This is a genomic window from Hyalangium versicolor (assembly GCF_020103695.1).
Lineage (GTDB): Bacteria > Myxococcota > Myxococcia > Myxococcales > Myxococcaceae > Hyalangium > Hyalangium versicolor.
In genome coordinates this window covers 1-21,248 of the sequence record NZ_JAHXBF010000007.1, presented here as the reverse complement: position 1 = coordinate 21,248, position 21,248 = coordinate 1, and the positions used below count along the sequence as shown (strand labels likewise).

The window sequence follows — 21,248 nt, the reverse complement described above, 5'->3', positions numbered from 1 at the left end:
GCCGCTGATCGGGCTCGGTCAGCGCACCTCGAATTCGTAGATGCGCGTCGCCGGGTCACCGTTCTGGGTCGGGGTGGTCACGTTGAGCTTGATGTAGCGCGCCGAGGTAGCGCTGATCGTGTGGGTCGAGCTGTTGGCGGTGTTGTTGGTCACCGTCACCGGGGTGCTCCAGGTGGTGCCGTTGCTGGAGGTCTGGATGGTGAAGGCCTTGGTGTTCCAGGTGGCCGACTCACCGCCTGCACCGGCATGCTTGACCACGAAGCTGCTGACCGTCTGTGCGGAGCCGAGATCGACCTGCAGCCAGGCCCCAGAGGTCAACGAGCAGAACTTGTCGGTGGTTCCGCCCGAGACGCTGCCGTTGACCGCCTTGGCCGGTGTTTCGGTGGTGTTGCAGGCGGTGGAGCCGGTCGCTGGCTTGTTGAGTGCCAGGTTGACGTTGCCTGCGCCGACCGAGACGGTCACGGTCTTGGTGTTGCTGGCTCCGCCGTTGTCGGTCACGGTCAGGCCGACGTTGTAGTTGCCGGCGCTGGCGTAGGTATGGCTGGGGTTGGTCGCGGTCGAGCTGCTGCCGTCACCGAAATTCCAGCTGCGCGAGGCGATGGTGCCGTCGCTGTCGGTGGAGGAGTCGCTGAAGGTCGCGAGCAGTCCGCTCACGGTGACGCCGAAGTTGGCCACCGGCGGGGTATTGCCGCTGACCGCGGTGTTGATCGCCGCCGCGTACTGCGCGGCCGTGCCCTGCGACCCGCACGCCTGGATATCGTCATACAGCCACATGAAGCCGCCGGAGATGCCGGCCGACGACTTCCAGGAGCTCATCTTGCTCTGCACCGTGGCCGGACTGTCGCCGCTGGCGCAGCCGCTGCCGTGGCGCGACCACAGGCCCGGGTCGACGGTCATGCCCATTGCGGTGTTCCAGCTCGCCGGATTGTTGCCGGCGCCGCCGTCGTACACCTGCAAGTAGATGGTGTCGACCGCGCTGCCGAGGTTGTCCTTGAGGCTCTTCCAGAAGCTCTGGTTGGTGTAGGGCGCGAAGGTGATCTTGTAGCCCAGGCCGATCAGCATCTGCCCGAACTGCGTGGTGTTGGTGAGATCGTAGGCGCTCTCGTCGTCGAAGTTGACCGCGGTGGCGCCAGTGGCCGTCTTCAGTGCCTGGAAGTTGCGGTACAGGATGCTGGTGCTGCCGGTGCCGCAGACGAGGGTGCTGCCGCAGCCGGTGGCGGTGCCGTTGACCAGCCGGGCCATGCGCTCGAAATCGGGGACGCCCCAGGCGCCAATCGACACTTCGATGCGGTTGACCGAGGTCGGTGCGGTCTTGAGGGTGGCCAGCCGCGTCGGCCATGCCGAATCGCCGATGTAGGCGCCGTTCTTGACCACGGGGATGTCGTTGTAGACGAGGTCTCCGTTGTCCTCGATGTGGAAGCTCCACAGCATCACGGTGGTGAAGCCCGAGTTGCGCAGGTCGTCCATCACCGCGGTGCCGCCGGAATAGAACGGGCCGCCGCCGTAGACCGCTGAATCGGCATGGGCCGCCGGCGCGATGGCGCCCAACGCGAGGGCGGCGAGCGTCGGCCAGGCTCGGAGAGTGGGACGGAGGCAGGACGAGAGCTGCTTCGACTTCGGCATGGGGAGATCCCTTCGGAGTGAGCTTCGTGGGCGCCAACATTGCGAGCCCCGGAATCGAAGTGCAATAGGTTTTGGCGGTTTAAGCTTGGAAAGAATGTTTTACATGGAATTGGTTGTTCTTGGGCGCAACGCCGGTGGACTCTGAGCGGCTGGGTTGATTGGAATGGCCTCATGGGACTCCTAGACCCGGCACCCACTCCGTACGATCCCGTCGAGTGGGCGGCCAAGCCGTTCCAAGAGAAGGCGCAGATGGTCTGCCGTGCGTGGGCCATGCAGGGCTATGGAACTCCGTTCGCCGGCTTCGCGCTCTACGCGTTCAAGGTCGTGCTCTACATCGGTGCCTGGATCGGGTTCTGCTCGTTCACCCCGGGGCTGGGGGGGCTCGGCTCGATGGACTGGTGGCTGCACCCGGTCGCGTTCCAGAAGGCGATCATCTGGAGCATGGCTTTCGAGGTGCTCGGCCTCGGCTGTGGAAGCGGCCCCCTCACCGGCCGCTACTTTCCTCCGGTCGGTGGGTTCCTGTACTTCCTCCGGCCGGGCACCACGAAGATGCCGCTGCTCGAGGGCGTGCCGGTGGTGGGGGGCAGGCGGAGGACCGTGCTGGACGTGGCGCTCTATGCCGCGCTGCTGGGCTGCCTGGGCTGGGCGCTCGTGGACCCGGCGCCGGGCTTCAAGCAATGGCTCCCCATCGCCGTGCTCGTGCCGTTGCTTGGCGTCCTGGACAAGACGATCTTCCTCGCCGCCCGCGGAGAGCACTATTGGGTCACGGTGGTGTGCTTCGCCTTCGCCGGCAACTGGATTGCCGGCGCGAAGGCGGTCCAGGTCGCGCTGTGGTTCGGGGCGGGCTTTTCGAAGCTGAACCATCACTTCCCCTCCGTGGTGTGCGTGATGACGAGCAACAGCCCGTTCACGCGCTTCGAGTGGCTCCGCCGCCGGATGTATCGCCACTATCCCGATGATCTGCGGCCGTCGCGCGTGGCGGAAGTGATGGCCCACATGGGCACGGCCCTGGAGCTCAGCGTGCCCCTCGTCCTGCTCGCGGGCTCGGGTGGAACCGTGACGACCGTGGGGCTGGTGCTGATGCTGATGCTCCACGTCTACATCACCAGCAACGTTCCCATGGGCGTGCCCATCGAGTGGAACTTTGCCGTGGTGTATGGCGCGTTCTTCCTGTTCAGCACCAACGCGGCTGTCAGCGTCACTGAGGTCTCGCCGCCGATCGCCGTGTTCCTGTTCGTGATGCTCGTCGTCGTGCCGTTGGTGGGCAACTTCGCGCCCCACCTGGTCTCGTTCCTGCTCTCGATGCGGTACTACGCCGGCAACTGGGCCTGCAGCGTCTGGCTGTTCCGAGGCGAGAGCTACCGCAAGCTCGACCAGCACCTCGTGAAGACGGCTCCATGGATTTTCGATCAGCTCGATCACTTCTATGACCGCAAGACCGCGATCGGGATGGTGGGCAAGGTGATCAGCTTCCGCCTCATGCATCTGCACGGGCGCGCGGTCCAGGAACTGGTGCCGCGCGCCGTCGAACGCTTGGAGGACTATGAGTGGGTGGATGGAGAGCTGGTTGCCGGACTGGTGCTGGGGTGGAACTTCGGTGACGGCCACCTCCATTCCGAACAGCTCCTGCGATCCGTCCAAGCGCAATGCGGGTTCGAGCCGGGGGAGCTGCGCTGCGTCTTCATCGAGGCGCAACCCTTCGGGCGCTCGACGCTCGCCTATCGGATCCACGATGCGAGCACCGGCCTGATCGAGGCGGGAAAGCTCTCGGTGAAGCGGCTCTGCGAGCTGCAGCCCTGGCCCGAGAGCAGCTCCGCTTCCCCGCCCATGCGAGTGGGGTAGTCCGGCTCGCGAGATGGGGGCCGATCGCGCTCAGTCGGAGTCCGAGAAGCAGAATAGAGAGGCCATGCGAGTCTTGCGATCCAGGAGCAGGAACGAGCGGTCCGTGCCCGAGTGTGGGTCGAACCAGTGGCCCCACGGGCCATGCGCCTTGAACGCTACCGTCTGCTCCAGCTCGTCTCGCAGGGTCGCACTCACCAGCGAGCGCGCGAGTTCGCGAGCCTCTCGCGCGGAGTGGTGCTGCCAGAAGGCATTGTACAGCCCATAGGAGTAGAGGTAGGAGGCCAGCTCGCCTTCGAGGAGGAAGGGATTCACCCAGGTGAACTGCACCTTCCGGAGGTTCTGCTCCAGTGCCGCCGGGTTTGCCTCGAAGGCAGAGAGCGCTTTGTGCGCCTGCGTCCGCGCCAGGAGTCGAGGGACCAGCTCCTCCTGCACGCCAGGGAAGAGGTGCACGAGCTCGAGCATGCGGTCGAGCTCCGGTTGCTCCGAGAGGAGGAACTCGTGGGCGAAGATGCCCTCGGAGGGTTCGATGTTCGTGTAGCGGGCGATGGCCTCCAGGTATCCATGGCGGGCCAGCGGAATGGATGCATCCGCGGCGACCGCCTCCGGCCACGAGATGCTGTAGGCCTGCATGGAGCTGGGGGCAGGGTAGCTGTAGGGGATGGGTCGCATTCGTCCCAGCATATGTGACGGGCTCGCCAGCGAGCTGCTCACCTGAGCGTGCAGCCCCGGCGAGGAGCAGGGCGTTGCCCGCTGGGCACCCGTCACACCTGCCTGCTCCGCACTCTCTCCAGCCGCTGGCGCCAGTGAGCCGGTACGTCGAGAGAGGAAATCACATGAGCAAGCAGTGGAGTGTCACCGGCCAGTCCGTCTCGGCCCTGTCGACCTTCGATGATGTCATCCAGGCGTTCATGGAGCAGAACGACATGCGGAATGGCGTTCTCGCGATCACCCAGGGCACGCGGCTGCTGCTGGCTCGCGGCTACACCTGGGCCGAGCCTGGATCCGAGGTGACGCAGCCGACCAGCCTCTTCCGGATTGCCAGTTGCACCAAGCCGCTGACCCGGATCGCGATCTACCAGCTCGTGGAGGCGGGACTTCTTCGGCTGAGCGACAAGGTCCAGTCCATTCTAGGCCTCACGGCTCCGGATGGAGGCCCGGTGCCCTCCAGCCCCGAACCGAAGGACAAGAACACGGCGGGCAAGTACTTCGGCGCCGTCACCGTCGAGCATCTGCTGAGCCACTCCGGCGGTTGGGACCGGGGAGTTCCTCCGACCGCCACCACCTCCGACGAGCCCACGTTCTACAAGGACACCCAGGCCGCCGCCGCCTTCAAGAAGGGGCTGCCCGTCACCCGGATGGAGTTGGCCCGTTGGGGCGTGACGCAGGACATGCAGTTCTACCCGGGATCGCGCACCGCCTACTCGAACTTCGGCTTCGCGCTGCTCGGGCTGGTGATCGAGAAGAAGACCGGTGTGGACTACATGCAGCGCCTGCATTCGGCGCTGTTCTCCTCGCTCGGAGTCTCCCGTCCGCGACTGGGGATGCCGCTGGAGCGCAGCCGCGCGCCGGGCGAGGTCGCCTACTTCCCGTCTCATGAAGAGCTGAAACCGGACCTCACGGGTGGTGGCGGCTTGGTTCCGATCCAGTACGGCGGTGAGAACAACATGAACTTCGCCTCGTTTGGCGGGTGGGTGATGGCGGCTCCCGATTATGCGCGTGTGCTCGCCGCGTATGCCGGGAAGCACTGGCCTACGGCCACCCATCTTCGTGACATGGCTGGGAGCCCCTCCGGCTCGCTGGGCGGCGGAGCGAGCGGCACCGAGCATGGTGGGGGCCTGCCCGGGAGCACGACCTACATGGCCCTGCGCAACGATGGAATCGGCATCGTCTTCTTCTGCAATGGCGACAAGTCCGGCAGCCTCCGTTGGGCGGGTAAGACCCAGCCCCTCTCGACCGTGCTCCACCAGATGGCGACCGACAAGGTGGCCTCGTTCCCGGCTCATGATCTGTTTCCCAGCGTGATGACGCCTCCGCTGCCGCCCGGTCCCGAGAAGTTGCATGTCTTCACGGCCGACTCGGTGAAGGGGATTCGGGAGGCCACCTGGGAGCAGAATGTGGCGGCAGCCCAGTGGGCCGGCTCCTGGAGCATGATCGAGGGTCGCGCCCCGAGTGGCAGCCCGGTGACCGCAGTTTCCCGTCGGCGCGATCAGCTCGATGCCTTCGTGGTGGGGCCTGACCAGCGCATCTATACGGCCGCCTGGCGTGAGAATACGGCCGCCGAGCGATGGGCCGGCTGGTGGCCGATCCTGGAGGGCAGGGCGCCAGTAGGCGCGCAGGTGACCCCTGTGGCCCGCGCCGAGGGCAAGCTCGATGTCTTCGTCGTCGGGCTCGATGGCGGTGTCTATACCGCCGCATGGGACGCCGCCGTGCCCGGCGGGTGGCGTGGGTGGTGGCGGATTGGCTCGCTGACCGCGAAGGCTGGGAGCACCGTTGCGGCGGTGGCCCGCGATCCGAACAAGCTGGATGTGTTCGTCGTTGGAGCCGATGGAAAGACATACACTGCGGCGTGGGCGGTGGACATGGCTTCAGGCCAGTGGCGTGGCTGGTGGAACATCCTCACGGGGGCCGCGCCTTCCGGGGGAGCCGTCTCGGCTGTCTCACGCCATCCGAACAAGCTGGACGTGTTCCTCACCAGCACCGATGGCCATGTCTACACTGCGGCGTGGGAAGGAGGCGTCGCGAACGACCAGTGGCGCGGTTGGTGGCAGATCGGCTCGCTGACCGCGAAGCCCGGGACTGCTGTCGCGGCGGTGGCTCGCGATCCGAACAAGCTGGACGTGTTCGTCGCCGGGAGCGACGGCAAGACGTACACGGCGGCCTGGGCCGCGGACGTGGCTTCAGGCCAGTGGCGTGGGTGGTGGAACATCCTTACGGGCGCCATTCCCGCGGGTGGGAGCGTCTCGGCAGTGTCGCGCCACCCGAACAAGCTCGACGTGTTCCTCATCAGCACCGACGGCAATGTGTACACGGCAGCCTGGGAAGGCGGTGTCGCGAACGGCCAATGGCGTGGCTGGTGGCAGGTCCGTGATCTGTCGGGGCAGGCAGGAGCGCTGGTGGGGGCGGTGGTCCGCAAGCCGGTCGATTAGACCGCGCGGCGGAAAGGCCGGTTCCACCTGAGCCTTGCTTCCCACTGGTCGGGTGTGAGTTCACGCGAGAGGAACTGGTCGTTCGGCTGAAGCTCTGCGGAGCCGAGGTGGAGAGCCTGCTGGGCCTCGTCCAGAGCCGCTTGGACCTCAGTTTCCACCGGCTGCTGGATTGAGCAGGCGGTGGCGCGCAGAGCCGCCTTGCTGGGATGGAGCTTGTTCACTATGCACGCTCCCTCCCTGCCCCATCAGGCAGGCGCAGGAAACGCCGTGTCTGCTCAATCCACCGAGAAACCCATGCAATCAACAAAGCCTCTTGCCCTTCTCTTGCTGCCGCTCGCGCTCGCTGTTTCTGGCTGCCGGTCGGAGCAACCCGCCGGTTCCGCCCAGTTTGCCGTCACCTTGTCTCAAGCCCTGGTCTCCAATCAGGCCGTCTCTCGCATCATGGTGACAATCTCTGGCGCGGATATGCCCTCCATGAGCGCGGAGTTGGCTCGGACAGGAAACCTCTGGGGCGGTGTCATCAGCAACATCCCAGCAGGTTCCAATCGCACATTTCTCGCAACGGCTGTCGACTCGAGCAATACCCCGCTCTTCGAGGGCTCTACTGCTGGAGTGACCCTTAGCGCAAATCAGACCACGTTGGTGGCCATCACCCTCCAAGAGCTCACTGCGCCTCCCTCCTTCTCAAACCAGGCTCCGATCATCCAATCCGTTGTCGCCTCTCCCACCACTGTCCAGGCGGGCGGCACTGTCTCGCTCCAAGCCACCGTGGTGGACCCCAATACGGGCGACACCATCTCTTACGCGTGGACGGCCTCTGTCGGTTCTTTCTCGGCAGCCACCAGCGCCACGACTTCTTGGACTGCCCCGGCAACCCCAGGCATCTTCACCCTCTCCCTCACTGTCAATGACTCCCAGGGCGCTACTGGCTCGGTCTCTCTCTCCATCAACGTGGTGAGTGGCACCGCCACCGGCAATGCCTCACTGGACGTCCGGTTCAACTCCTGGCCTCTCGTCTCGGCGCTCTCCGCCTCCGCTACCCGATTGGAAGTGGGCCAGTCCACCTCTGTCAGCGTCACCGCCTCCGATAGCGACAATGACTCGCTGTCCTACCTGTGGACGGCAACCTGCGCCGGGACGTGGACGAGTCCCACCTCTCCTACGGCCTCTTTCTCCCCCTCAGAGCTCCCGTCGGGCGCGTGCAACAATTGCCAACTGACTGCGACCGTCTCCGATGGACGCGGTGGGCAGAACACAGGCTCCGTTGCCCTGTGTGTCGCCTCGCCCACGACTACGCGGTTCCCACCCACTGTAACCCGCGCCTACCAGTCCTCCCTCACCGCACAGGCCTCTCAGCAGCTCACTTTCGAGGTGGGGGCAAGTGACCCGCAGAACAGCTCGCTTGCATTTTCCTGGACGGCCAGCGTTGGCGGTACCTTCGCCACGGCGCAGAACAGCGCGAACAGCAGTCGCATCGTCTGGACGGCTCCCTCCTGCGCACCGGCGAATCATCCTGCCTCGCTCACGGCTACCATCACCAATGCCTACGGCATTTCCATCACGCATACGTTTGGAGTCGCAGGGCTGCCTGCTTGCTCCCTCGGGGCGTGGTCTTCCGCGGGCTCCATGGCCACGCCTCGCTACTTCCACAGGGCGACATTGTTGCCTGGCGGGAGGGTCCTCATCACGGGAGGGTATGCCCTTGGCAGCGCCGTGCAATCGACGGCGGAGCTCTATGAGCCAGCCACGGGCACCTGGTCTTCCGCAGGCCCCATGGCCGCGCCTCGTGATCTGCACTCCTCGACGTTGCTCCCCAGCGGCAAGGTTCTCATCGCGGGGGGGATGAGCAGCATCGGAGTGATCGCGGCGGCGCAGGTCTATGAGCCAGCCACGGGCACCTGGTCGTCCACAGGCTCCATGACCACACCTCGCCACGCGCATACGGCGACGTTGTTGCCCAGTGGCAAGGTCCTCATCACGGGAGGTTCGTTCTCCAGTAACAGTGCCATCGCAACGGCAGAGCTGTATGACCCGGCCACTGGCACCTGGTCGTCCACAGGTTCCATGGCCTCACCTCGTGCCTTGCACACGGCAACTCTGCTCAACAACGGTCAGGTCCTCATCACGGGGGGTGAAATCAGCAGCAGCGAGGTGCTCTCAACGGCGGAGTTGTATGACCCGGCCACTGGCACCTGGTCATCCGCGAGCTCCATGAGTTCACCTCGCGACTACCTCGCAGCGACATTGCTCCCCAGCGGCAAGGTCCTTATCTCGGGGGGCGTGAACAACGGCGGTGGTATCGCAACGATGGAAGTGTATGACCCGGCCACTGGCACCTGGTCCCCCGCGTGCTCCATGGCTTCACCTCGCTACGCACACACGGCGACGTTGTTGCCCAGCGGCAAGGTTCTCATTTCGGGAGGTGTGCCTAACGGTTCCGGTGCCCTTGCTACGGCGGATTTGTATGACCCGGCCACTGGCACTTGCTATCCCGCAGGCTCCATGGCCGCAGCGCATGCCTTGCACACGGCAACTCTGCTCGACAACGGCAAGGTCCTCATCACTGGAGGGCTCAACGGCCGCGCCGATGCCACGGCGGAGCTGTATAGTCCTTGAAGCGGAGAAGATAGCGAATCCACGAACCGAAGTGCCGGATGCGTAAATTGCGCACGTCCGGAGCTGTGGGGGCCGGGGAGGGCAACTTCCCCGGTCTACCCGGCCGGTTTCTTGCGGGTGGCGGCTCCCGGGCCGCGAAGCCGCTCTACAGATCCCGCTTCTCGAGCTTCGCGAGCAGGATGGCCAGCCGGTCGGCTGCGGCCTGAACCGTGGCAGGGTCCGTCCAGGTGGGCAGATCCGGTCGCGCCGTGGGCGGAGTCACGCCGACCTGGACCAGGTTCACCGCCTCATTCGGATCCTTCGAGAGATCGTACAGCTCCCATTCCTGCGCCGCCGCGCCGGACGGATCGAAATAGCGCGCGAGCTTGTAATCCATCGTCCGCACGCACCTCACGTGATTGGGCTGCCTCACAGAGCCCGGAGACAGATGCACCGGCTGCCGGTTCGGGGTGCCCTCGCGCACTGCCTCCACGGTGGCCTTGTAGACCTCGAACTCCTTGTATGAATGCACCTCCTGCGCCGTGCGAGAGGGGGGCAGGGGAGCGGTGATCTCGTCATCGGTGATGAAGAGCACTCCCTCGCGCAAGGTGCCGTCCGGTTGAACCACGTGACGCGGATCCCAGTAGCCTCGGATCAGCGGGGACAGATCGACTCCCGGCAGCGGAGGCACGGGACGGCTCTCGGCGAGCGCGCGGCTGAGTTGCTCTCGCTTCTCTGAATGCACGCCGGCCAGCCCCAGGATCGTCGGGAGGATGTCGATGTGGCTGGTCAGGGCATCCACCTGGCGCAGGATGCCATTCAGTCCCGTGACGGGCTGGTGGGAGTCAGAGGCGGCCGCCCGGGCTTGTTGCTCCACAAGGGGCCTCGCCAGCGGCTTGATCACCACAGGCACGTGCAGGGCTTCCTGGTACGCGGTGTGCCACTTCTCCAGCATCATCCCATGGGCACCCCCATACTCGCCGTGGTCGGTGAGGAAGATGACGATGGTGTTGTCCGCCTGGCCGGATTCCTCCAACGCCGTGAGCACCGCGTCGATGTGCTGGTCCACCACGGAGTGCAGCCAGGCATAGAGCTGGAGGAACCGCAGGCAGCCCAGGTCGGGATGGGCCGCGAGCTGGAAGGGGATGCAGTTCTGCAGGGCCAGGAAGACCGCGAGCTCCGTGGCCTTCTTCAGATCGTCCGGGGACAGTTGGTTCGTGATGTTGAAGCCGGCCTTCGCCGACAGCGCCAGCCCCATCTTGTAGGCATAGTCACGTTGGCAGCTCGGCTTGTCGGCCAGCGACTCGTTCTGCGTGGGGGACGCCCGGGCGCAATCCTGCGGGAAGTCCAGCGGGTTGAGCGGCAGTTGCATGGTGCCCGGGATGGGCGGCGGCGTGACGTCGCCCTGATTCGGCACGGTGAGCGGTCCGAACAGGGACTGCGTCGAGGGTGTGGGGAGCTGCTTCCCATCCGGCAGCGTGATGGGCTCCGCGGGCTTGTCCCGAGGCAGGGCCTGCGCGATGACTCCAGGGTACGTGGCGATGTCGTGCGGGTTGGTGAAGGAGGCGACGGCGAACCACGGTTTGACGTGGTTGGGATCAGGAGGGTACGCGTCGGGATTGCGCGCCTGGGCCTCCGCGTAGGCCCGGTTGTAGTTGAGCGCCAGCCCCCTGCGACGGATGAAGGCGCAGGCCGAGTCGGTGAAGCCCTCATCGCGGTAGATGCCCAGGTTGTTGGGCTGCGAGCCGTGCGGTTCCGGATAGGACGACTCCCAGTCATCGAAGCCGTAGCGCTTGAGGGAGTGGTCCGGCGGATTGCTCACGTGCCACTTGCCGAAGTAGTGCGTGGTGTAGCCCGCCTCGCGCATCCAGGACCCGAGCGTCGGAATCCCATCCGGCTCCAGCCAGGGAAAGTTCGAGGAGTCCCCGTTCTTGAAGAGGCCATCCGTCTGCGTGACGCCGGTGCGCGTGCCGTACTGGCCCGTGTAGATGGTGGCGCGGCTCGGCGTGCACGCGCTGGCGGCGATGGTGTGGTTGCGGAAGACGACCGCGTTCTTCCGCAGGCGCAGCAGGCCGGGGAAGAACTTCGCGTAGGGATTGCTGTCGTCCACTTCCCCCTGGAAGCCCAGGATCTGCTTGAGCGGCTCGGCGAACCCGGCATCAGGCCCGTAGGAGAAGCGCGGGAAACGATACTGGTCGCAGGTGATCAGCAGGATGTTGGGGCGAGAGGGCATGGTGAAGCCTCCATGCCCCGACTCTGCCTCACCGGATGCGGCGCTTCCAGTGTTCCGGAGATGCTCCGCGAGCGCGGCGGGCGCCTGTTCTCACCGCGACAGACGCCACGCCGCTGGACGTAGGGCTACTGGACGCGCACCGTATACGAGCCCGTGCCTGACGCTCCCGTCACCTGGACGTAGTGGGTGCCTCCGCCCGCGACGCTCGTGAAGGTGCGGGGGCTCGAGCCACTGACGATCACCGTCGTCCCGTCCGGGGCGTACACGCGGAGGGACGTCGAGATACCGGTGGTGCTCACGGTGTACGAGGTGTTTGCCGCCAGCGTTACGGCGAAGACATCCACGTCTCCAGTGGTCTCAATCTTGCCGGCCGTGGCCGTCCCCAGCGTGAGGACGGTGGCTCCCGAGATGGAGTCCGCGTGATCATCCAGCCCCAGGTCCTGCAACTGGTACGTATAGGCATCCGTGGCGGCCCAGGTTGTGACGACCGCCCTCAGGTAGTAGGTGCCCGCGTTGGCGATCTCCCAGCGCACGCTCGCGCTCCTGAGGGTGGATGTGTCCGACACCAGGACCGCGCCCGTGGAATCCATCAGGTACACGTCGCAGTTGGCGCTCGAGGGGTTGCAAGCGAAGTCGTAGATGTGGCCCGCCGTGGCCGTGAACGAGAACCAATCCTCGTCTCCGGTCACCTCGAACCTCGCATTGCTGCTCGTGGTGGATGGCGTGATGGGCGTGGCCGTGGCCCGTGTGTCTCCGTGGTCATCCAGTCCCAGGTCCTGCAGCCGATAGTTGTAGGTGTCGTCGCTGGTGTACCAGTCCGTGACTGTCACCCTGACGTAGTAGGTTCCTGCGGTGGCCATCTCCCAGCGCACCTTCGCGGCGTTGAGGCCGGACGTGCTCGTCGCCAGGACCGTGCCCGTGGCATCCAGCAGGGATACATTGCCGTCGACCAGAAAGGCGTCAAACGTGAAGTCGTAGACGTGGCCCACCTCGGCTGTGAACGAGAACCAATCCACATCTCCTTGAATCTCGAACCTCGCGGTGTTGTTCGTGGCGGACGGCGTGAGGGGAGTGGCCGTGGCCATCGTGTCTCCGTGGTCCTCCAGTCCCAGGTCCTGGAGCCGGTATGTATAGGTGTCGTCGCCGTACACGTCCGTGACTGCTCTCGCGTAGTAGGTGCCCGAGGTGGCGATCTCCCAGCGCACCGTCGTGGCGGAGTTGGTGGTGGACGTTTTCGACACCAGGACCGCGCCCGAGGCATCCAGGAGGTACACGTTGCACGCGTAGAAACGCGGGTCACACGTGAAGTCGTAGACATGGCCCGCCGTGGCCGTGAACGAGAACCAGTCCTCGTCCCTGGGCACCTCGAACGTCGCATTGATGTTCGTGGCGGAGGGAGTGATGGGAGTGGCCGTGGCCAGCGTGTCTCCATGGTCATCCACCCCCACGTCCTCCAGCCGGTACGTGTATGCGCCGACAGTGGAGGTAGTGGACTTGAGGCGGAAGTAATACGTCCCCGCAGTGTTCAGTTCCGCCCTCAGTGAGGCGATGCTGCCAGCATCGGAGGCAATCACAGTCCCCGCCGCGTCCATCAACACGAGATCCAAGCTGTACCCCGAAGCGCTGCAGAAGACCTCGTAGATGTGACCGGCCACGGCTTCGAATGAGAACACATCCACATCCCACGACGCGTTGAGCCGCGCGTTCACGGTCACGGCGGCGGGAGTGACAGGTGTGGCATCGGCCGGCGTGTTGCCATGGTCGTCCGTCCCCAGGTTCTTGAGCTGGTACGTGTAGGCGCCCACCGTCGCCGTCCCGTTGTACACCTTCAAGTAGAAGGTGCCGGCGGTCCGCACGAGATAGGTCACCCGGGCGTTGGTGCTGGAGCCCGCGTCCGTTTGCACCACGGTGCCGTTGGAGTCATGGAGCACCACGTTGCAGTCGACGGCCGTGCTGGTGCAGCTGAACTCGTAGGTGGTGCTCACCGAGCCCGAGAACGAGAAGAAGTCCGCATCCCCGGCAGTCTCCAGCCGCGCGTTGGTGGCCGTGGACAACGGAGCAATCGCGGTGGCCGTGGCGAAGGTGTCTCCGTGATCGTCGAGGCCCTGATCTTCCAGCCGGTACGTGTAGCTGCCCACCTTGCCCGAGGAGAGGCGGAAGAAGTAGGTCCCCGCCTGGTCGTACTCGTAGATGATGGAACCCGTCCCCCCGTTGTTGTCGGTGGCCAGCACGTTGCCCGTCGCGTCGGAGAGGCTCACCAGGCAGTCCGTGGCGCCCCCGCTCGGGTTGCAGGTGAAGGCATAGATGTGGCCCGCCTGCGCCTGGAACGTGAAGACATCCACGTCATCCGGGCGCTCGAAGGCTCCGTTCGCCGGCGGTGAGCCAATGGTCACGGGCGACGAATCCGAGGGACCATCGCCGAAGTCATCCACTCCCAGGTCCGTGAAGGTGAAGGTGTAGCCCGCGCGCAGCGTCCCCGAGGGCTCCTGGATGCGCAGGAAGTAGTCTCCTGCGCTGGTGATGCGCGTGAGCGCCTGGGGCGCCACCTGCTGGCGCGAGAGCACCACCGTCGTCTTGTCCGGCGCGATGAGGTCGAGCTGCAGGGGGGCCGTGCTCGTGGCGCTCCATGCCGCTTCGAAGCGGTAGCTGTGGCCGGCAACGAGCGAGAGCTTCACCACATCCCGGTCCCCGTCGAACTGCAGCGCTCCGGACACAGGAGTCCCATTGGGCGCCGTCAGCCTCGTGGCGAACTCGGGCTCATCGGCGAAGTCGTCCACGCCCAGGTCCACGATGGAGAGCGTATAGGCTCCCGACTCGCCACTGACGAAGGCGTGGATCCGGAAGAAGAGCTGTCCCGAGCCTGCCGCCTTGTGAAGAATCTTCGCCACCGTCTGCCCGCGGTGGTCCGAGGCCAACACCGTGGTGCCATCCGCGGCATAGAGATCCAGATCCAGCGTCTGGCCCGCAGCCCCTGTGGCGATGGCCTCATAGAGATGCCCTGCCACCACGGGGAGCTTGAGCCAGTCCTCATCACCCACGGGGCTCAGCGTGTGCTCCTCGTTCTGTGTCCCCCCCGCTCCGATGCTGCGCGCGAGCGCTGGGCACTCATCGGGCTCGAAGGCGTCACCCGTCGAGTGCTGTCCCTCGCAGGTGATGGTCTGCTCCGGCTTGCACCCGTCTCCCTCCGGCACATAGCCGCTCACGCAGGCGCAGACAGCCTGTCCATCGGACACGCTGCAGATGGTCTTGTTGGGCTGGGTGCAGGGGTTCGGCTCGCACGGGTTGGGGATGACGCAGGCCCCATCAGGTCCCTCCACGGTTCCGGAGTCGCATCCACAGACAGCCTGGCCGTTCACAGCGGTGCACACACCACGGTTCGGTTGCATGCACGGGTTGGGCTCGCAGGGATTCTTCGGCGGCTCGTTGTCCTTGACGCAGGTCAACCCCTCCGCGTGGTGGCCCGGATCGCATTCACAGGCCGCCGTTTCGGCTCTCTCCACGCAGTGGCCGGGGCCGCAGACAATTCCCTCGCAGGGGTTCGGCGGATCCTGTGGATCTGGTGGGTCCTGCGGCGAGGTTTCGCTGGAGCATCCGGCAACGCTCACGGCAATAAACAACACACACAGCACGAGGCTTGGGGGCCTCAGATGATGTCTCATAGAGCTTGCGTTCCTGTCTTGAACGGGGAGGGAGAGGGCCCTTCCCCGGAACGCAACGGACTCAAGAAAAGCGCAGCTTATTCACCAAGAGCGATGTTTTCTGTTACCACCAGTATCTCGGGTTTTGAGAAAACATGCGTCTCCGCCGGGCTCAAGCTCGGGGAGCCTGGCTGACGATGTGAATCCCCAGCTCGACGAAGGGACGGAGCATCTCCTCGGGGACGTCCGGCTCGGTCGCCAGATGGGTCAGCCCCGTGGCCGGCCCGATGGAGAACGGCGCCACGGTGCCCAGCTTCTCGCGCGAGGCAAGGCCGACAATGCGATCCGCGCAGCCGAGCAGCACACGGCGCACCTCCACCTCCTCGTAGTAGGGGCCGCTGATGCCGTGGGTGGCGTTGACGCTCCAGATACCCATGAAACACACGTCAGCGGTGATACGCCGGTACGCCTCGATGACGTTGGCACCCACCGCCACCATGGCCCGCCGATCGAGCGTGCCCCCTATAAGGACAATCTCGATGCCGGGATGGCGGGCCAGCGCCGTGGCCACCGCCGGGCAGTGGGTGATGAACGTCCCGGTGTACCCCGGCGGAATGGTGTCCACCAGGTGCAACGCCGTCGTACCGCCATCGAGGATGACGACCTGTCCGGGTTGGAGCAGCGTCGCGGCGGCCCGTGCCGTGGCGATCTTTCCCGGCACGGCTTGCTGCTGGCGCGCCTCGTACGTGGGCGCCACCGAGGAGGGAGCGACCGCCCCTCCATGGACACGGTGGAGACGGCGGGTCTCCGCGAGCTCGTCCAGGTCCCGGCGAATCGTGTAGCCCGACACTCCCAGCAGCTCGCTCAGCTCCGTGGCGACGACGCGTCCCTCGGTGTCGAGGATCTCGAGGATCCGCCTGTGGCGCTCTTCCTTCAGCATCGCGGAGAGCCCATGACACCGTGCCGCTCGGCCCACTGCAGCAACATGATCGTCTTCGCGTCGGAGATCTCCCCGGAGTCCACCCTTCGCAGGGCCTCGGTGAGCGGCAGCTCGAGCACTTCGATGTCCTCACCATCGGACTCCAGCCCTCCGCCGGCCGAGACGCGATCGGCTCGGGTGTAGGGCGCGGCGAAGAAGTGCAGGCGCTCGGTGACCGAGCCCGGGCTCATGAAGGCATCGAAGACGCGCTTCACCTCTCCGACACGAACCCCGGTCTCTTCCTCGACTTCCCGCCGGATCGCCTCCTCGGGCCGCTGGCCGTCGAGCAGTCCCGCAGGGGCTTCGATGAGCATCCCGTCGGGGTTTCCATTCACATAGGAGGGCAGGCGGAACTGGCGGGTGAGCAGCACCATGCCCCGTGAAGCGTCATGGAGGAGGAGGGTCGCCCCATTGCCCCGGTCGTAGGCCTCGCGGCTCTGGCGGCTCCAGGTGCCATTCGAGCGCTGATAGTCGAAGGTGACCTTGCGCAGGACGTACCAGTTGGAGGACAGGACCTGGACGTCCACGAAGCGCACGGACTCGTTGCGTGAGGGCTCCGCCAACGGATCGCGGAAGCCGCCCGGCTCGCGACGCACCGGCGGCTGCGCTGACTTGCCAGCCTGGGGCAACTCCTCCACCTTGAAATAGACCGCCTTGCCATGCGCCCGGGCCAGGCTGACCATCTCGTCCGCTCCCGCCGAGGCGCCGCCGATGCGGAGCACGGCGTCGCAGCGCTCGACCAGCCGGCGGCCCACGGGGTGGAAGATCTCGTCGAAGACGCGGTCTCCGATGGCCCGGCTCCCGGCCAGCTCGATCAACGGCAGCGCCATGGCCTCGCCCGTCACCGGCAGGTGTCCCGCTCGGAAGACTTCGAGCGCGACCTCATTCATGGCTCGCACGTTCGCGGCGATCTTCGCGGGCTCATCCCCCGTTCCAGACCGATAGGGGCCAGCCACGAGGACCATCAGCGGGGAATGCTCGTTCATGGCCCGCAAAATGGCACAAACGCACATTTTTGCGCAAATTTGAGCGCGAATACGTGCAGATTCGCGCATTTCCGGGCATCTTCGCGGATTCCCTCGAACGCGCACCGTGCCCGTGCGCGTTCCTGGCGGGCTCAGTGGTACCCGACGGTGAAGGTCTCCCACGTGCCGAACGAGGTGCGGTTGGCGGTCAGCGGATCGGTCCCCGCGTTGCCGGTGCCCACGTACAGGCCGTTGACCTGGGCCCGCAGGGCGATGTTCCCATTGCCGGCATCGACCTCGGTGAAGGTCTCCCAGGCGCCCACCGCGGTGCGGTTGGCGATCAGCGGGCTGGTGCCCTGGTTATCGGCGCAGACGTACAGGCCATTGACCTCGGCGCGCAGGGCGATGTTCCCGTTGCCCGCGTCGACCACGGTGAAGGTCTCCCAGGGGCCCACGGCGGTCCGGTTCGCAATCAGCGGGTTGTTGCCCTGGTTATCGGCGCAGACGTACTGGCCACTGCCCTGAAGCTGGAGGGACACCCTCGCGCCGGGCACCAGCTTGCGGGGGGCCACGTTCGGCCAGCTGTTTCCCGAGACGGTGGCCACGAAGCCATTGGAGAAGTTGGCAAACGGAATCCTTCCCGGATTCAGATTGCTCACCGTGTTGCCACGGATCGTCGCGGACCCGGTGGGCGCAGGATAGTAGGGAGGAGAGATGACGACTCCATCCAGCCCGGGGTGGATGACGGTGTTGTTCTCGAAGAGGATGTTGGAGCTCGTCGAGAAGCCGACCCCGCTGTACAGCGAGTCAATCACGGTGTTGCCACTGACCGTGACGTTCGCGACCGTGCCCACGCCCTGGCCGTCACCGCCGTTGCCGATGTGCAGGGCGGGCTGTCCCTGATTGAAGCCGTTGCCTCCGCTGCGCACGACGACGTTGCCTGTCACCGTGCCCGAGAGCAGGTCCGACCCGTTCACGCCGAACTTCATCACGCCGAGGCCCACGTACCTCGCCGTGTCGCTCATGTAGTTGTCCCTCACCAGGTGCTCGCTGCCCCCGTAGATGCCGATACCCTTGCCGCCCCAGGGAGCAATCGAGGTGTTGTTGAGCAGCGTGGCGTGCGACATCGGCGTGTAGAACTGAGAGCCGTTGTAGTTGACCGAGTTGATGGCGATCGCATCGTCCCCCGTGCCTCGGACGAAGTTGTTCCTGCCGGTCAGGTAGTTTCCCACCGTCCCATTGAGGGCGACGTTGTTGAGGTTGAAGCCGTCGGCCCAGATGCTCGTGAGGCGGCAGTTCTGGATCGTCCCGCCCGTGCCCGAAGCCCAGAAGCCGGACATGGTGTGCTGGGTCCAGATGCTGTCCGCCAGCCAGTTGGTGCCGGTGGTGTCCATGGCGCCGCCACACCCGTCGACGACGGCCCGGCTGGGGGCGTTCGAGTCGAGGGAGAAGTTGCGGACCGTGCAGGACGTGAGGTTGAAGATGGCGCCCAGCGGGTTCGCGTTGGGCAGCGGCATGTTGCGGTAGATCGTGCTGTACCACATGCCCGCGCCCTCGATGGTGACGCCCGTCGCGTTGAGTCCACCCGTGGTCCGGACATAGAAGGTGCCCACGGGAATCCAAACGCTCTTGCCCTGGGACTGCGCGGTGTTGATGCAGTTCTGGATGGCGGAGGAATTGTCCACGGAGCTGTTGTTGGCCACGGCCCCGCAGCTGGTGATGGACAGGGAGTTGGCGGGCTGCGACAGGGGGGCCGGCGGGGCCTCCAGGTCGACGACGTCGACGTAGTAGAACGCCGCCGTGTTGGCCGCGTCCTTGCGAAGGCTGATCGTGTCCCCCGGGGAGACGGGCGCACCCGTGATGAACGTGTGCATGTCATCGAAGAAGACGCGGGGATAGCCGTCCGCGGGGTTCTGGCTGTTGCCCTGGTAGTTGTTGTTGCCCTCGTAGAGCCAGGTCTGCTTCGAGTTCAGGGTGAGGGCCTGACGGAACACGCCGTTGACGTACAGGTTGAGCGTGGCGGTGATGCCCCCTCCGTTCGGAGCGTCGGGGAGGCAGGCCCGCACGTTGATCGCGGTGATGTTCTGGCCCGTGGTGTTCACCCACTGCACGAACTGCCCGGTGCCATCGAGCCGGACGTAGGCATGACCCGAGGCCTCCAACTCCGGGCTCGAGTACTGCGTCACCGGTGGGGTGCTCAGCGAGACGGCCACTGCGCCGCCACCCACCGTCCCGGCCTCGGCCTCATAGCTGACGAAGGGGGTGGTTGCTCCCACGGCGGCATGGGCTGGGAGCCCAACGCATAGCAGGACGCTCAGGACGAGCAGGAGACATGGGTGTGGAACGGAGGATCTGATGGATGTCTGTGTTTTCATGACGGGCTCTCCCTGTGACAAGCATCAAGTAGCCATGAAAACGCTGTCAGCGCAAGGAATACTGGTATATCCTGCAAGTTGAGCCTAGTCAGTAAATCATGTGAATGAATTTACAAGCGAGGGAAATGAAAAACTCTCGCCATGTTGAAGTTTCTGAGGGAGGAGATCCTGCGATGAAGTGGTCCAGTCACGGCGCAAGGGGCAGTGTCACCGCGATGTTCACGTTGTCTTGCATTCTCGTGACAGGTGGGGGGGCTTCCGTGGCGAGAGCAAGTCCCTCCAGCCATTCATTCAACACGAGTGCAGGGACCTTGAGCGTGGACTCTGCGGGGTACCTGTCCAAGCACGATGTGGTGTTCAACGCGCCTGTCACTCAGCCCAAGAGCGGGCTGACTGTAGGCAATGGCCGCGTGGGTGCCATGGTGTGGGACACCTCCAACGGATTCACGATGCAGGTCTCCGGCGTGGATGCCTCCCAGGAGGGGTTCGCATCGCAAGGGTGGGTGAGCCTCTCGACCCAACCGGGCCTGAATACGGGTTACTCCACCTTCCAGCAGCGGCTCGCGCTGTACGACGGTGTCGTGAGTACCCAGTACGACTCGAACCGCACGGTCACCCTCTTTGGCGCCCCCAACTCCGAGGTGCTGGGCATCCATGTCGAGGACAGTCGCTCGGGCGTCTCCAGCATCTCGGTGGATCTGAGCCTCTGGGATGTCAGCGCGTTTGGCGGGGGAGATGTGCCGGACATCACCCCGTGGAGGACGGTCTCCACCTTCGTGGAGACTTCCACGGTGGGGCTCAGCCGAGGGCAGGGCGATGCGAACCGTTTCGGCTACACGCTGGCGGCGACAGTCGAGGGCGCGAGCTTCACCACCCAGTTCGTGAACGGCAGCAGGGTGCGGCTCACGATCATGCCCACGTCCAGCTATACGATCTGGATCGCCTGTGCCAGCCGGCTGAATGCCCCCGGCAATGACTCCATCACCCAGGCGAAGAACCTGCTCAGCAGCGTCAAGAGCACCGGGTACTCCACCGTTCTCAACAACTACAAGAACTGGTGGCACTCCTTCTGGAACAGGTCGTTCGTCCAGTACAGCAACGCTTCGGGTGATGCGGACTACCTGGAGAGCTTCTACTACTTGAGCACGTACATCATTGGCTCGGGGGCGTATGGCAACTACCCCTTTCACTTCATCAATGGGGTGTACAGCGCCGTTGCTGACAACGACAGTGGGAAGTGGAGCAATGCGTACTGGTACTGGAACCAGCGGGATGTCTACCACTCGTTCCTGGCGTCCAATCATGCGGAGGTGGTGAACACCTTCAACAACCTGTACAGCCGCAACTTCTCTGCCCTCAAGTCATACACCCTGACGAGGTACGGCATCGATGGAATCTGGGTGCCCGAGACCATGGGGTGGGACGGCAACGCGCGGGGAACCATTTACAGCGACTACACACAGGACACGCTCTCCACGGCGGCGGAGGCGGCGTTGAACATGTACAGCCAGTACAAGTACACGCAGGATGCCGCCTACCTGAGTGGGACGGCCTATCCCTTCATGAAGGAAGCCGCGAAGTTCTACGCGGGCAAGCTGTCGTACGACGCGGGGACGGGGAAGTATTACATGGCGTCATCCAACGTCCACGAGCAGCACTGGGACGTCCAGAACGCCATCACGGACCTGGCCGCGGTGCGCAGCCTGTTCCCCAAGGTCATCCAGGTTAGGAGCCGCGCAGGAATAAAGTTTCAGTTTGCGGGTGCCCGAGATCGTGCCCATCAATGTAGGCATGGACCTGGAGGAAGTCATCGCGGCGAAGTACCAAGCGCTTGAGAGCGGACTTACAGAGT

Annotated in this window: 11 protein-coding genes; 4 read left to right on the top strand and 7 right to left on the bottom strand. The window is 65.1% G+C overall.

The window, feature by feature from the left end; all coding sequences use genetic code 11:
- Positions 1 to 18: 18 nt before the first annotated feature.
- Positions 19 to 1,623, bottom strand: coding sequence for a PKD domain-containing protein (locus tag KY501_RS15985; protein ID WP_224363910.1), 1,605 nt, complete (start codon positions 1,621 to 1,623; stop codon positions 19 to 21).
- A 171-nt stretch (positions 1,624 to 1,794) separates the two neighbouring features.
- On the opposite strand from KY501_RS15985, the gene KY501_RS15980 reads away from it, so the two are divergent.
- Positions 1,795 to 3,465, top strand: a complete 1,671-nt coding sequence (locus tag KY501_RS15980; protein WP_224363908.1) for a DUF3556 domain-containing protein — start codon at positions 1,795 to 1,797, stop codon at positions 3,463 to 3,465.
- 30 nt (positions 3,466 to 3,495) lie between these two features.
- Here KY501_RS15980 and KY501_RS15975 read toward each other — a convergent pair whose 3' ends face one another.
- A complete protein-coding gene (locus KY501_RS15975) occupies positions 3,496 to 4,134 on the bottom strand; it encodes a hypothetical protein (protein ID WP_224363907.1) in 639 nt (212 codons plus the stop codon).
- Between the two features lie 164 nt (positions 4,135 to 4,298).
- Here KY501_RS15975 and KY501_RS15970 point away from each other — a divergent pair, with 164 nt between their 5' ends.
- Positions 4,299 to 6,611: a serine hydrolase gene (locus tag KY501_RS15970; RefSeq protein WP_224363906.1), complete on the top strand. Its 2,313-nt coding sequence runs from the start codon at positions 4,299 to 4,301 to the stop codon at positions 6,609 to 6,611.
- A gap of 294 nt (positions 6,612 to 6,905) precedes the next feature.
- Positions 6,906 to 9,227: a Kelch repeat-containing protein gene (locus KY501_RS15960; protein WP_224363905.1), complete on the top strand. Its 2,322-nt coding sequence runs from the start codon at positions 6,906 to 6,908 to the stop codon at positions 9,225 to 9,227.
- A 145-nt stretch (positions 9,228 to 9,372) separates the two neighbouring features.
- On the opposite strand, the gene KY501_RS15955 is transcribed toward KY501_RS15960, so the two are convergent.
- From KY501_RS15955 to KY501_RS53920, 5 genes are all read right to left on the bottom strand, one after another.
- A complete protein-coding gene (locus tag KY501_RS15955; protein ID WP_224363904.1) occupies positions 9,373 to 11,439 on the bottom strand; it encodes a sulfatase-like hydrolase/transferase in 2,067 nt (688 codons plus the stop codon).
- Between the two features lie 125 nt (positions 11,440 to 11,564).
- A complete protein-coding gene (locus tag KY501_RS15950) occupies positions 11,565 to 14,756 on the bottom strand; it encodes an RHS repeat domain-containing protein (protein ID WP_224363903.1) in 3,192 nt (1,063 codons plus the stop codon).
- A gap of 493 nt (positions 14,757 to 15,249) precedes the next feature.
- On the bottom strand, positions 15,250 to 16,017 hold the full coding sequence (locus KY501_RS15945) for a DeoR/GlpR family DNA-binding transcription regulator (protein WP_224363902.1): 768 nt from the start codon (positions 16,015 to 16,017) through the stop codon (positions 15,250 to 15,252).
- Positions 16,011 to 17,042 carry an NUDIX domain-containing protein gene (locus tag KY501_RS15940; protein WP_224363901.1) on the bottom strand — a complete coding sequence of 344 codons (1,032 nt, stop codon included), beginning with the start codon at positions 17,040 to 17,042 and terminating at the stop codon, positions 16,011 to 16,013. Before KY501_RS15940 ends, KY501_RS15945 begins: the two co-directional genes overlap by 7 nt.
- Before the next feature lie 131 nt (positions 17,043 to 17,173).
- Positions 17,174 to 19,297: a right-handed parallel beta-helix repeat-containing protein gene (locus KY501_RS53920; RefSeq protein WP_224363899.1), complete on the bottom strand. Its 2,124-nt coding sequence runs from the start codon at positions 19,295 to 19,297 to the stop codon at positions 17,174 to 17,176.
- Between the two features lie 416 nt (positions 19,298 to 19,713).
- Here KY501_RS53920 and KY501_RS15930 point away from each other — a divergent pair, with 416 nt between their 5' ends.
- A complete protein-coding gene (locus KY501_RS15930; RefSeq protein ID WP_373691613.1) occupies positions 19,714 to 21,231 on the top strand; it encodes a glycosyl hydrolase family 95 catalytic domain-containing protein in 1,518 nt (505 codons plus the stop codon).
- Positions 21,232 to 21,248: the final 17 nt, after the last annotated feature.

What these genes read in the sequence shown, in the direction of transcription:
- KY501_RS15985 (WP_224363910.1), bottom strand. Translation starts at nt 1,623, where the DNA reads ATGCCGAAGTCGAAGCAGCTCTCGTCCTGCCTCCGTCCCACTCTCCGA.
- KY501_RS15980 (WP_224363908.1), top strand. Translation starts at nt 1,795, where the DNA reads ATGGGACTCCTAGACCCGGCACCCACTCCGTACGATCCCGTCGAGTGG.
- KY501_RS15975 (WP_224363907.1), bottom strand. Translation starts at nt 4,134, where the DNA reads ATGCGACCCATCCCCTACAGCTACCCTGCCCCCAGCTCCATGCAGGCC.
- KY501_RS15970 (WP_224363906.1), top strand. Translation starts at nt 4,299, where the DNA reads ATGAGCAAGCAGTGGAGTGTCACCGGCCAGTCCGTCTCGGCCCTGTCG.
- KY501_RS15960 (WP_224363905.1), top strand. Translation starts at nt 6,906, where the DNA reads ATGCAATCAACAAAGCCTCTTGCCCTTCTCTTGCTGCCGCTCGCGCTC.
- KY501_RS15955 (WP_224363904.1), bottom strand. Translation starts at nt 11,439, where the DNA reads ATGCCCTCTCGCCCCAACATCCTGCTGATCACCTGCGACCAGTATCGT.
- KY501_RS15945 (WP_224363902.1), bottom strand. Translation starts at nt 16,017, where the DNA reads ATGCTGAAGGAAGAGCGCCACAGGCGGATCCTCGAGATCCTCGACACC.
- KY501_RS15940 (WP_224363901.1), bottom strand. Translation starts at nt 17,042, where the DNA reads ATGAACGAGCATTCCCCGCTGATGGTCCTCGTGGCTGGCCCCTATCGG.